Origin of the sequence: Pseudomonas sp. R5(2019) (assembly GCF_009905435.1) — a bacterium.
Lineage (GTDB): Bacteria > Pseudomonadota > Gammaproteobacteria > Pseudomonadales > Pseudomonadaceae > Aquipseudomonas.
In genome coordinates this window covers 1-12,022 of the sequence record NZ_JAAAMT010000088.1, presented here as the reverse complement: position 1 = coordinate 12,022, position 12,022 = coordinate 1, and the positions used below count along the sequence as shown (strand labels likewise).

The window sequence follows — 12,022 nt, the reverse complement described above, 5'->3', positions numbered from 1 at the left end:
GAACACCACCGGCGCCGAGACCTGGAGCTGATGGCTGACGTCTTTGGGCGTTAATCCATCCGCCAATAACAGCAGAATTTTGGCCCGTTGCCCGAGACGTTGTGCCAGCGAGCCCATCCGCGACCAGCCTTGTAGTGTGGCTTGGTCAGATGGCGTTAAAACGAATGGGGCGGCGGGTTTGGCCATGCGCACTACTGCTCAGTGAGGTCGAAGTCTGGTCAGTATATCGACATGTTTTTCGATAATCGAACTAGCCGCTCGGGACACTAGCAAGGTTGCAGAGGGTTTTAGTGGATAAGAATGGCTTTCAGTAGAGCATTAAAAAGCCGGCTTGTGGTTAGCTTTTTATTGATCTATGTATTTGAAAAACAATGAGTTAGGTGTTTTTAAAAACGCTCCGATCCCCCATTTTATCCCCCACTTTTTCGTGGTTTTTGCACGGCATTTGACCGGCTTTTTTTTGTGGTTGAGCTGACGGTTTTTTTACGTGAGGCTGAACACGAATTATGACACCCAATCCGCAGATCCGGCAGTCGTTGCTATGCGCAGCAAGCCGGATCGCAAAATAGTGAGCGGTCTCCTGATCCGTACAAGTCAGACGAAACACCATTGCCCCGTTATCATACTGACTATCCTCGCCCGGACTTCTGTGGTCGGGTTTTCATTTTTTTACCGCGCAATTCATCTGCGTCGAATGTAGGTCATAGTCCATGACGGATCAAAAAGGTGCCGAACAGGCCGCTAGCAGTCTAGCTGAACAGGCGCTCAACCAGGCCCGCGCCCGTTATGCGCCGAGCGAGAGCGCTGACAATGGGGAACTTGATCCACTGAAAAAAAGTCCGGGCGCAAAGCCGTCGCTAACCCAACAAGCAGCACGCTGCAGGACCTGCAGAAAACTCTGTGGGCTACCACGGACAATGTGCGCGCCAACATGGACGCCGCCGAGTACACCCAACTCTGCGACACCCTACTACCACGCCTGATTTCCGGCCAACTGCGTCTGCGGGAAGCCGAGGAGATGGTCGAGGAGGTTTGTGCATGAGCAAGGAAACGACTCCCGCGCTGCCTGAGGCCTATGCAGACTGGCTTACTCAGCTCAAAGGCGACATCAGCCAGGCCCGGCAGCGGGCGGCGCTGGCCGTCAATGCCGAGTTAGTGCAGCTGTATCACCGCCTCGGCGGCGAGATTCAACAGCGCCAGGAAGCCCATGGGTGGGGAGGCAAGGTCATCGAGCGTCTGGCCCGCGACCTCAAGGATGCTTTTCCGGATATGAAGGGCTGGTCAGCCAGCAACCTCAAGTACATGCGCTTCTTCGCTCAGCATTGCCCGGATCGCCAATTTGGTCAGCAGGCTGCTGACCAATTGCCCTGGTTCCACGTGGGGACCCTGCTGACCAAGCTGGACAGCCCTGCTGAGCGCGAGTGGTATGCGCAACACACCGTCCTACATGGCTGGTCACGCAGTACGCTGGAGCAGAACATCAAGAACCGCTTGCAGCAGCGCCAGGGCTCAGCGGTCACCAACTTTGTCGCCCGTCTGCCGGCTGCTGAATCGGCCTTGGCCCAAGAAACCCTGAAGGATCCCTACCTGTTCGATTTTCTTGGTCTGGGCGACGATGCCCACGAGCGCGATATCGAAGATGGATTGATCCGCCATATCACCCGATTTTTGCTGGAATTAGGGGCGGGTTTTGCCTTCGTCGGTCGACAGTTTCGCCTTGACGTCGGCGGTGATGAGTTCTTTATCGACCTGCTGTTCTATCACACCCGGCTCAAGTGTTATGTGGTCGTGGAGCTCAAGGCTACGGCCTTCAAACCCGAACACGCCGGCCAGTTGAATTTTTACCTGGCTGCTGTGGATGCACAAATCAAGGCTGAGGACGACAAACCCACGATCGGTCTGCTGCTGTGCAAACAGCAAAACCGCCTGGTGGCCGAGTACGCGTTGTCGGGTATCGACAAACCCATCGGCGTCGCCGAATACCAACTATTGCGCGATTTGCCCGAAAATCTGGGAAGAAATCTGCCGAGCATTGCCGAGATTGAGGCGGAGCTGGCCGATGAGCTGAACACAGGAAGTGAAGTGGAATGATCGAAGACCAATTGGAACAGGAAACCCTCGGCTGATTGGTCTGCATGGACGTTTCCCACAGGCATTGACTCTCACATCTCCTTGTTACTCTCGGCGCAAGGTGATGGGCAAAGGTGCGGTAATGGGGCGCGAAGGCGCTGCCTGCCCCCGGTCACTGGGCAGTAAGAGTCTTACTTCAGGCGGCTAGCTCAGCGATATCTCTGCCAATTGTCTTGACAATGCTGAAGCGTTTCCACCCTCACAGCGTTAAGGCCTCCGTAGTCTCGGCATGCTGGACTCCTATTCAATGATATCCAGTACACTTGCCCCATCTCTAGCCTGCCAGCGGAGCAGGCTACCCGAACAGCTGCTCAAGATTTTTCGAGTAAAAATGACCCTGATTAAATTAAAAGACCTTGAAGCGCACCTATGGCACGCCGCACACATCATCACCGGCCCCATCGACGCCTCCGACTACAAAACCTACATATTTCCGATCCTATTCTTCAAACGGATCTGCGATGTATATGACGAAGAGTTTGAAGAGGTGCTGGCCAAGGTCGGGAGCGCGGAGCTGGCGCGCGAGAAAATCTTCCATCGCATCCAGGTTCCTGTTGGCAGCCACTGGGATGACGTGTTCGCCAAGTCCCACGATATCGGCAAGGCACTTAAGGATGCTTTTCTAGGCATAGAGCAAGCCAACACCCAGTTGCATGGCATCTTCGGGGATGCCAGTTGGACCAATAAAGAGCGCTTGCCGGATGAGCTGCTAGCCACGCTGCTCAACCACTTCAACAAAGTCGATCTCGGGGTTGCCAGCGCGTTTGCCGTGGAGCTGAAATCTCAGCACCCAATTTTTCCGGCCAGCGGAGGTCACGACCAGGCGTAGTCCATCACCGTCTTCATAGGTGCCGGGTTCGGCCAAATTTTCGACTAGTTTTGCGGTCAGCTTTCCCATGATTTTCGCTCTCCAATCCCCCATTTGATCCCCCACTTTGTCGTGGAAGCCGGTGGATTAAAAAAGAAGTCGCTGGAACAAAAATAGGCTGAAACCCTTGATCTAGCAAGGTTGCAGAGGGTTTTAGTGGATAAGAATGGCTTTCAGTAGAGCATTAAAAAGCCGGCTTGTGGCCGGCTTCTCGGGGACGTTCTTGGCTTATTTTTGGTAAACCGCAATCGCCTTCAAATCGTTGTCCAGCCGCGCGAATGGGGCCGGGGATGGTGTAACGAACGGTTGGCTCGTTGCACCTCAGCGCGCTGCATCGCCCTTGGCGAGGGGCGCTGAAAATGTGGGGCGTAGGATACTGGGAATATTTCGCAAAGCCCAGCAAAAAATCACCTTTGCTCCTTTGAATTCGCGATTTTTCCCCGCTTTGGCCGCTGTAGCCGGTACATCGCCCACCAGAACACCCACCCCAGGATTTCCACGCCTTCTGCGCGCTGTTGCCGCCGGCTCAGTACGATGTCTGGCTGTTCGCTGTGCAGTTGGTTGCGCATCTGCAGGGCGCCGCCGGGTACGCGCTTGAGGTATTGGATGTGCAGCTTGCCCTGGTGCAGCACGGCATAGCGTTCGTTTGGGAGCAGGCGGGCGGTGGTGCGGGCTATGGCCAGGCTGGAGCCTTGGGGCAGGTCGGCGCCGAGGCTGTTGTCGGGCATTTGCAGGCCGATGGCCTGGTCGGGGTCTACGCCGAGTTCTTGGAGGGCCTTGAGTTGCAGGCGCAGGTGGTGGTCGCCCAGTTTCAGCAGTTGGCCGTTGTGCAGGTGGTAGAAGGGCAGGTGTACCTCTTGCCCGGCCGGCAGGGCCAGGAAGCTGGGGGCCGGGTTGGGTTCGCGGATGATGTTGGGTGGGTGTTTCGGGCCTTTGCCGGTGCGTAGCCATTTGCTTTGGACGCAGAGCAGTTCGGCGATGTCGTCGAGCCGCGCCAGGGGGACGCCGCGTTTGAACCAGTTGTTGACGTGTTGGGGCGTGACGTCGCGGTGCAGGGCGAAGTCCGAGGCGGTCAGGTGGCACTCGTCGAGGAGTGCTTTCAAGCGTTCACCGGAAGTTTTCATGACGACAAAGTTTAATCAGCTGTATTCGGCACTTAAATGAACGCGGTGTTTATTTTCTTGGGACGAATCGGGTTTTGTGTGTGAAGCGGGTGTAGGACGTTGTAGGTATTGTTTTGCAGGCATAAAAAACCCCGGAAATCCGGGGTTTTTTACCAAGCGGTTGATCAGCCTTTGTAGGCAGCAACCGATTTGGTGATTTCAGCGCGGGCAGCGTCAGCGTTGCCCCAGCCTTCGATCTTGACCCATTTGCCTTTTTCGAGGTCTTTGTAGTTCTCGAAGAAGTGCTTGATCTGCTCCAGCAGCAGGTGTGGCAGGTCGGTGTACTCTTTGACGTCGACGTACAGCTGCGACAGTTTGTCGTGCGGTACGGCGATGACTTTGGCGTCGCCGCCGCCGTCGTCGGTCATGTGCAGGATGCCGACCGGGCGAGCGCGGATGACCGAGCCTGGCTCCACTGGGTACGGGGTCACGACCAGCACGTCGAGGGGGTCACCGTCGTCGGCCAGGGTGTTCGGGATGAAACCGTAGTTGGCCGGGTAGAACATTGGGGTGGCCATGAAACGGTCAACGAACAGGCAGTCGCTGTCCTTGTCGATCTCGTATTTGATCGGCGCGTGGTTGGCCGGAATCTCGATGGCGACGTAGATGTCGTTCGGCAGGTCTTTGCCAGCCGGAATCTTGCTGTAGCTCATTGGGCATTGCCCCCATGTTTGGCCAAAAATTGGTCGCAATTATAGGCACATTCCACGGCGCTTGCCATGCCTGCCCGGATGCTCGGCATCAAGGAGGGCTGTACTTTAGTCGTGGCTGCCAAGTCTACAAACTAATGTGGGAGCGGGTTTACCCGCGAATAGAGGCAACTCGGTTTGTCTGACACACCGCAGTGGCTTCATTCGCGGGTAAACCCGCTCCCACATAAAAGCTGACCAGTGTTATTGATAGCCTGGGTGGCTGGCCTGCGAGGCGAGCAGGCGCGTCAGCGGATCCTGGCGGTAGAAGGCCTGCAATTGCTGGTACACCTTGGGGTAGGCGTCGGCCAGAAGGTCGGGGGCACTAAAGAAGTATTCGCTGGTGACGGCGAAGAATTCGGCCGGGTTTTCGGCCGCGTACGGGTCGATGGCGGTTTCGGCGTCCGGGTTGCGATCGAGCTGACGGTTGAGGTCGTCATAGGCGTGTTGCATGGCGCTGGCCCAGTCGCTGACGCGCATGTCGCTGTGCAGCGGCGGCAGGCCGTTGGCGTTGCCGTTGAGCATGTCGAGCTTGTGCGCCAGTTCGTGGATGACCAGGTTGTAGCCGTCCCAGTTGCCACTCGATTGCACGCCCGGCCAGGCCAGGATGACCGGGCCCTGTTGCCAGGCTTCACCGCTGTGCTCGGCGTCCCACTCGTGTTCGATCCCGCTGGCGTCGCGATAGCGCTGGGGGCTCAGGAAGTCGTCGGGGTAGAGCACGATTTCGTGAAACCCCTGGTACCAGTCCAGTTCACCCAGGTGCAGCAATGGCAGTTGCGCCTGGGCGGCGAGCAATAATTGTTGCTCGCGGTCCAGCGCCACGCCCGGCAACGGGCTCAGGTGTTTTTCCTCGAGGAACAGTACGCTGGTTTCACGCAGGTGCTGGTCTTCCTCGGCCGTCAGGCCGTCAAGGATCGCCAGGTGCTGGCGAACCCGCTGCCACATCTGTGGGTCCAGCGGGTTACGGGCCAGCCGGCGGCGCCGTCGCCAGGCGCTCAACGACCACATCGCTCAGTGCGACTGTGGCTTGGCCGCGCGGCTCATGCGGCTGCGTACAACGCCAATGATCATTGGCAGCAGGGACAGCAGGATGATGGCGAGTACCAGCAACGAGAGGTTTTTCTTGATGAAAGGCACGTTGCCGAAGAAGTAGCCCAGGGTTACCAGGCCGCCGACCCAGAGCACGGTACCGGCCACGCTGAAGCCGAGGAAGCGAGGGTAGTACATCCGGGCGATACCGGCCACGAAGGGGGCGAAGGTACGCAGGATCGGCAGGAAGCGCGCCAGGGTTACGGTCTTGCCACCGTGCTTCTCGTAAAAGTCGTGGGTTTGTTGCAGGTAATCGCGGCGGAAAATCTTCGACTTGGGGTTGCTGAACAAGCGTTCGCCCGCCGTTCGACCAATCACGTAGTTGGTACTGTCACCGAGAATCGCCGCCACCATCAGCAGCCCCCCGAGCAACACAGGGTCCATGCCGCCACCGGCTGCGACCGCGCCGGCAATAAAGAGCAGGGAGTCCCCCGGCAGGAACGGCATGATCACCAGACCGGTTTCGCAAAAAATCACCAGGAACAGAATCGCGTAAATCCACACACCGTAGTTGGTGACCAGCATATCGAGGTAGATATCGAGATGCAGAATAAGGTCCAGCGGGTTGAAGTCCATGTGTGACACCTTGTTGAAACCCGAAGCTACGGGTCGAGCGGGGACTGACGGTGCGAAATTGAAGGAGGTGGCCGACACCGGGCAGTGCGCTGGCGCAGGTAACTTTTCACACAATCTGGAGAGGCGGGATTATACGGTGTGAATGGGCATCTGCCCGAGCACTTTGTAGCCGCACATGTCCAACGGTCTATTGTGGGGGCGCGGCGGGAGGCAAGCTCCCGCCATGTGCCAAGGCCTAGTTCCCGCTGGGTATCGGTAAAACATAGTTCTTGAACTCGGTATCTTCGCGAAAACCAATGGATTCATAGACCTTCTGGGCCACTTGGTTGTTGCTGCTGGTCGACACCCGCATGCGCACGGCGTGGGTTTCCCTGGCCATTTTTTTTGCGGTTTTGATCAGGTGGTCGGCGACCAGTTGTCGGCGTGCCTCTTCGGCGACATAAATGTCGTTGAGGATCCAGACACGCTTGAGGGACAGGGACGAAAAACTTGGGTACAGCTGACAAAAACCCAACACCCGAGTTTCGTCGTCATCCTGCAGGGCCAGGTAGATGACCGATTCCTTGCGGCGCAGGCGTTTTTCCAGGAAGGCCCGCGAAAAAACCGGATACGGCAGTTCGCCGTAAAACTCGCGATATTTGACGAACAGGGGAGCAATCAGGTCCAGATGCTCAAGGGTTGCTTGGATGATTCGCATAGCAGTCCTCACGTTCCAGTCGGATGTTGGCGGCGAATCGCTGGCAGCCGTCGTCCCAAATGCTGCCTAAAGCCGAAAAAAAGCGCAATCGGACGGGTTCTGATCCGTGACCGAATGCGCGTGCTGCAGGGGCCTGAGCCCCGGTCAGGCGGGCTTGTCAGGGTCAGAAAGCAAGAAGTTTCTGTTTTTTTCCGGGTGGCCATCTGCTTCCAGCGTCTGCACCTGCGCCTCATCCTTGAGGTTGACCCCCGATAGCTGGCGCCGACAGGCCTCGCGCATCAAGTACAACAGGCGGTGCGCGGCCATGCCATAGCTCAGGCCTTCCAGGCGCACGTTGGAGATACAGTTGCGGCTGGCGTCGTTGAGGCCGACCCTGGGATTGTAGGTGAAATACAGGCCCAGGCTGTCCGGTGAGCTCAGGCCCGGTCGTTCACCGATCAACATCACCGTCATGCGCGCGCCCAGCAGCTCGCCGACTTCATCGGCCACCGCGACACGGCCCTGCTCTACCAGCACGACGGGGGACTGTGTCCAGCCATCGGCGGCCATCTGCTCATCCAGGCGGGCGAGGAAGGGCAGGGTATGCCGGTGCACCGCCAGCGCCGAGAGGCCATCGGCCACCACGATGGCCAGATCGACCCCGCCAGAGTTGGCCTGGGCATGCTCGCGCAGGCGTTGCGCAGAGTCTTCATGCAGGCGGCGACCCAGGTCCGGGCGTTGCAGGTAGGTGTTGCGGTCGCTGGCGGCACTGTGCAGCAACAGGCTGTCACGGCCGCGCTCGGCCAACTGCCGACTCAGGCCGATAGGGTCGAAGGGCAGGTGCACGGCATCGCGGGCCTGGGCGTGGGCAAACTGAAAGTCCAGCTGGGCGGCGGTGGGCAGGCTGGTGCCGGTACGCCCCAGGGCGATGCGCGCTGGCGTCAGGCGGCGCAGCGCCAGCCAAGGGTTTTCGGCATCTTGCGGGCTTGGGGTTTTCGATTCCATGAGGGTCACCTAAACAAGCTGTTTCAAGGCATGACGGAATGCCGGCGGCAGCGCGTCGCCGAAGCGAATCTGCCCATTGGCTTGTGTGAAGATGCCCATGCGCGCCAGCCAGGCCTCGAATTCCGGCGCAGGTTTCAGGCCCAGAGTCTGGCGGGCGTAGAGCGCATCGTGGAACGAGGTGGTCTGGTAGTTGAGCATGATGTCGTCGGAGCCGGGGATGCCCATGATGAAGTTGATGCCGGCCACGCCCAGCAGGGTCAGCAAGGTATCCATGTCGTCCTGGTCGGCTTCGGCATGGTTGGTGTAGCAGATGTCGCAACCCATGGGCACGCCGAGCAGCTTGCCGCAAAAGTGGTCTTCGAGGCCGGCGCGGATGATCTGTTTGCCGTTGTACAGGTATTCGGGGCCAATAAAGCCGACCACCGTGTTCACCAGGAACGGCTTGAAGTGCCGGGCCACGGCGTAGGCGCGGGTTTCGCAGGTTTGCTGGTCGATACCGTGATGAGCGTTGGCCGACAGTGCGCTACCTTGGCCGGTCTCGAAATACATCAGGTTTTGGCCCAGGGTGCCGCGGTTCAGGCTCAGGCCGGCTTCGTAGCCTTCCTGTAGAACATTGAGATTGATGCCGAAACTGGCGTTGGCCGCTTCGGTGCCGGCGATCGATTGGAACACCAGGTCCAGCGGCACACCGCGGTTGATGGCCTCGATCGAGGTGGTGACGTGAGTCAGCACACAGGCCTGGGTCGGAATCTCGTAGCGCTGGATGATCCCATCGAGCATGTGCAACAGGTCGCAGATCGAGGCGATGCTATCGGTGGCCGGGTTGATGCCGATCATGGCGTCGCCGTTGCCGTACAGCAGGCCGTCGAGAACGCTCGCGGCAATACCGGCGGGATCATCAGTGGGGTGGTTGGGTTGCAGGCGGGTCGAGAGTCGGCCGCGCAGGCCCAGGGTGCCGCGAAAGCGCGTTACCACACGGATCTTTTGCGCGACCAGCACCAGGTCCTGCACGCGCATGATCTTCGACACGGCGGCGGCCATTTCTGGCATCAGGCCGGGCGCGAGGGCGCGCAGGCTCTGCTCGTCGGCCGCATCGCTGAGCAGCCAGTCGCGCAGCCCGCCCACGGTCAGGTGGCTGACCACGGCAAAGGCGGCCTTGTCGTGACTGTCGATAATCAGCCGGGTGACTTCGTCTTCTTCGTAGGGAATCAGCGCTTCTTCAAGAAAATGCTTGAGCGGGATATTGGCCAGGGCCATTTGCGCGGCCACCCGTTCGCCGTCGTTCAGGGCCGCGACACCGGCCAGAAAGTCGCCGGAACGGGCCGGGCTGGCCTTGGCCATTACTTCCTTGAGGCTGTCGAAGCGGTAGGTCTGGGCGCCGACAGTGTGAGCAAAACATGCCATACAGAATCTCCGTTGCGCCGCAGGCCGAAACCTGCGGCGAGGTGGCTATCAGTGCAGGGCCTCTTCGGCCTTCTGGATCGCGGCGAACTCTTCTTCCGGCGTGCCTGCTACCAAGTGATGCCGACTGTAGAAAGCAAAGTAAGCAATTAATACTCCATAGATGACGGCAGCGCCAATGACCACGCGCGGGTCTACCAGGAAACCGGCGACGAAGGCGATGCAGGCCAGTACCAAGGCAATGCCGGAGGTCAGAATACCGCCGGGTGTGCGGTAGGGCCGGTCCATTTTCGGCCGACGAATCCGCAGAGTGATGTGGGCGGCCATCATCAAGACGTAGGACAGAGTGGCGCCGAACACCGCCACCAGAATCAACAGGTCACCCTGACCGGTCAGCGACAGGCCAAAGCCGATGATGCCGGGAATGACCAGGGCCATTACCGGGGCTTTGCTCTTGTTGGTTTCCGACAGCTTGCGTGGTAGGTAGCCGGCACGCGAAAGGGCAAAAATCTGACGGGAGTAAGCGTAGATGATCGAGAAGAAGCTGGCGATCAGGCCGGCCAGGCCGACCAGGTTGACGAAGCTGCCCATCCAGGTCGAACCGCCATAGGCATGCGCCAGAGCTTCAACCAGCGGGTTGCCGGAGCTTTTCAGTGCTTCGGCGCCTGCTGCGCCGGGGCCGATCACCAGAATCAGCAGTGCAAAGCTGGCCAGCACCAGTATGGCGCCGATCAGGCCACGGGGCAGGTCGCGCTTCGGGTTCTGGGTTTCTTCAGCGGCCAGCGGCACCCCTTCGACAGCCAGGAAAAACCAGATGGCATAAGGGATTGCGGCCCAGACGCCGACGTAACCGAACGGCAGGAACTCGCTGGCGCCTTGAGCGGCAGTGGGGGCGATGTCGAACAGGTTGCTGACATCGAAATGCGGCACCATGGAGATCAGAAACACCGCCAAGGCCAGGGCAGCCACGGCGGTAATCACAAACATCAGCTTGAGCGCTTCGCCCACCCCGAAAATATGGATGCCGATAAACACCACATAGAACGCCAGGTAAATCATCCAGCCGCCAATACCGAACAGCGACTCACAGTAGGCACCGATAAACACGGCGATGGCGGCGGGTGCGATGGCGTATTCGATCAGGATCGCGGTGCCGGTCAGGAACCCGCCCCACGCCCCGAAGGCACTGCGGGCAAAGCCATAGCCCCCGCCCGCGGTGGGGATCATGGAAGACAACTCGGCCAGCGAGAAGCACATGCACAGGTACATGGTCGCCATCAGCAGCGTGGCCAGAAACATTCCGCCCCAACCGCCTTGGGCCAGGCCAAAGTTCCAGCCGGCGTAATCGCCGGAAATAACATAGGCAACGCCAAGGCCCACCAGCAGGACCCAGCCTGCCGCGCCTTTTTTCAATTCGCGTTGTTGAAAGTATTCGGAGCCGACTTTTTCAAAGTCAACAGAACTGCCTGCCGGCGCAGCGCCGGATTGTTCGCTTGGCATATATCCACCTGTTTTTTTAGTTTTTGTCGAAGCTGTAGGGCAGGCTGGAGAGGAGACAACATCCCTCGAAGCAGGCGTGACCTTCAGGCGAAGGCCACGCCGTGTTGCGGTGTACTTATTATTTAGAAGAAGCCCAGCGGGTTGATGTCGTAGCTCACCAGCAGGTTTTTGGTCTGTTGGTAGTGGTCGAGCATCATTTTGTGGGTTTCACGGCCGACGCCGGATTTTTTGTAGCCGCCGAACGCAGCGTGCGCCGGGTACAGGTGGTAGCAGTTGGTCCAGACGCGGCCGGCCTGGATGGCGCGGCCCATGCGGTAGGCACGGTTGATGTCGCGGGTCCAGAGGCCGGCACCGAGGCCGAACTCGGTGTCGTTGGCAATCGCCAGGGCTTCGGCTTCGTCCTTGAAGGTGGTGATGCTGACCACCGGGCCGAAAATTTCTTCCTGGAACACGCGCATCTTGTTATGGCCCTTGAGCAGCGTCGGCTGGATGTAGTAGCCGGTCGCCAGGTCACCTTGCAGTTGCTCGACCTTGCCGCCGGTCAGCAGCTCGGCGCCTTCCTGCTCGGCGATTTCCAGGTAGGAGAGGATCTTGTCGAACTGTTGCTGCGAGGCTTGGGCGCCGACCATGGTTTCGGTGTCCAGCGGGTCGCCGCGCTTGATCTGTTTGATCTTTTTCATGACCTCGGCCAGGAAGGCCGGGTAGATCGATTCCTGTACCAGCGCCCGCGATGGGCAGGTGCAGACTTCGCCCTGGTTGAAGAAGGCCAGTACCAGGCCTTCGGCGGCTTTTTCGATAAAGGCAGGCTCCGCCTGCATGATGTCTTCGAAGAAGATGTTCGGCGATTTGCCGCCCAGTTCCACGGTGGACGGGATGATGTTCTCGGCGGCGCATTTCATGATGTGCGAGCCGACCGGGGTGGAGC

General features: G+C 59.1%; 10 protein-coding genes and 3 pseudogenes. 2 read left to right on the top strand and 11 right to left on the bottom strand.

Annotated features, from left to right (window positions below):
- Positions 1-186, bottom strand: a pseudogene (locus tag GUY40_RS28090) (helix-turn-helix domain-containing protein); the annotation flags it as partial.
- 852 nt (positions 187-1,038) lie between these two features.
- On the opposite strand from GUY40_RS28090, the gene GUY40_RS27790 reads away from it, so the two are divergent.
- The gene (locus GUY40_RS27790; RefSeq protein ID WP_166572108.1) at positions 1,039-2,091 is read left to right on the top strand and encodes a YhcG family protein; all 1,053 of its coding nucleotides are present in this window, start codon (positions 1,039-1,041) and stop codon (positions 2,089-2,091) included.
- A gap of 370 nt (positions 2,092-2,461) precedes the next feature.
- A pseudogene (locus GUY40_RS27785) lies at positions 2,462-2,890 on the top strand (type I restriction-modification system subunit M N-terminal domain-containing protein); the annotation flags it as partial.
- On the opposite strand, the pseudogene GUY40_RS28530 reads toward GUY40_RS27785, so the two are convergent.
- The 10 genes and pseudogenes from GUY40_RS28530 to GUY40_RS27740 all read right to left on the bottom strand — a co-directional run.
- Positions 2,891-3,028: pseudogene (locus GUY40_RS28530) on the bottom strand (Arm DNA-binding domain-containing protein); the annotation flags it as partial.
- A gap of 377 nt (positions 3,029-3,405) precedes the next feature.
- Entirely contained in the window at positions 3,406-4,101 is a 696-nt protein-coding gene (locus GUY40_RS27780) for a transcriptional regulator (RefSeq protein ID WP_256675905.1), read from the bottom strand.
- 185 nt (positions 4,102-4,286) lie between these two features.
- Positions 4,287-4,814 carry an inorganic diphosphatase gene (gene ppa / locus GUY40_RS27775; RefSeq protein ID WP_166572106.1) on the bottom strand — a complete coding sequence of 176 codons (528 nt, stop codon included), beginning with the start codon at positions 4,812-4,814 and terminating at the stop codon, positions 4,287-4,289.
- Positions 4,815-5,054: 240 nt separating this feature from the next.
- A complete protein-coding gene (locus GUY40_RS27770; RefSeq protein ID WP_166572105.1) occupies positions 5,055-5,858 on the bottom strand; it encodes a zinc-dependent peptidase in 804 nt (267 codons plus the stop codon).
- A gap of 3 nt (positions 5,859-5,861) precedes the next feature.
- The gene (locus GUY40_RS27765; protein WP_166572104.1) at positions 5,862-6,515 is read right to left on the bottom strand and encodes a DedA family protein; all 654 of its coding nucleotides are present in this window, start codon (positions 6,513-6,515) and stop codon (positions 5,862-5,864) included.
- Positions 6,516-6,750: 235 nt separating this feature from the next.
- Entirely contained in the window at positions 6,751-7,212 is a 462-nt protein-coding gene (locus tag GUY40_RS27760) for a GNAT family N-acetyltransferase (RefSeq protein ID WP_166572103.1), read from the bottom strand.
- A 144-nt stretch (positions 7,213-7,356) separates the two neighbouring features.
- Positions 7,357-8,196 carry an ethanolamine ammonia-lyase subunit EutC gene (gene eutC / locus GUY40_RS27755; RefSeq protein WP_166572102.1) on the bottom strand — a complete coding sequence of 280 codons (840 nt, stop codon included), beginning with the start codon at positions 8,194-8,196 and terminating at the stop codon, positions 7,357-7,359.
- A 9-nt stretch (positions 8,197-8,205) separates the two neighbouring features.
- A complete protein-coding gene (locus GUY40_RS27750) occupies positions 8,206-9,600 on the bottom strand; it encodes an ethanolamine ammonia-lyase subunit EutB (protein ID WP_166572101.1) in 1,395 nt (464 codons plus the stop codon).
- 48 nt (positions 9,601-9,648) lie between these two features.
- Positions 9,649-11,097, bottom strand: a complete 1,449-nt coding sequence (eat, locus tag GUY40_RS27745) for an ethanolamine permease (RefSeq protein WP_166572100.1) — start codon at positions 11,095-11,097, stop codon at positions 9,649-9,651.
- Between the two features lie 122 nt (positions 11,098-11,219).
- Positions 11,220-12,022, bottom strand: an 803-nt coding sequence (locus GUY40_RS27740) for an aldehyde dehydrogenase family protein (protein WP_166572099.1), incomplete at its 5' end; no start/stop codon positions are given.

Excerpts from the sequence above, each read along its gene's own strand:
- eutC (WP_166572102.1), bottom strand. The coding sequence starts at position 8,196 with ATGGAATCGAAAACCCCAAGCCCGCAAGATGCCGAAAACCCTTGGCTG.
- GUY40_RS27750 (WP_166572101.1), bottom strand. The coding sequence starts at position 9,600 with ATGGCATGTTTTGCTCACACTGTCGGCGCCCAGACCTACCGCTTCGAC.
- eat (WP_166572100.1), bottom strand. The coding sequence starts at position 11,097 with ATGCCAAGCGAACAATCCGGCGCTGCGCCGGCAGGCAGTTCTGTTGAC.
- GUY40_RS27790 (WP_166572108.1), top strand. The coding sequence starts at position 1,039 with ATGAGCAAGGAAACGACTCCCGCGCTGCCTGAGGCCTATGCAGACTGG.
- GUY40_RS27765 (WP_166572104.1), bottom strand. The coding sequence starts at position 6,515 with ATGGACTTCAACCCGCTGGACCTTATTCTGCATCTCGATATCTACCTC.
- ppa (WP_166572106.1), bottom strand. The coding sequence starts at position 4,814 with ATGAGCTACAGCAAGATTCCGGCTGGCAAAGACCTGCCGAACGACATC.
- GUY40_RS27760 (WP_166572103.1), bottom strand. The coding sequence starts at position 7,212 with ATGCGAATCATCCAAGCAACCCTTGAGCATCTGGACCTGATTGCTCCC.
- GUY40_RS27770 (WP_166572105.1), bottom strand. The coding sequence starts at position 5,858 with ATGTGGTCGTTGAGCGCCTGGCGACGGCGCCGCCGGCTGGCCCGTAAC.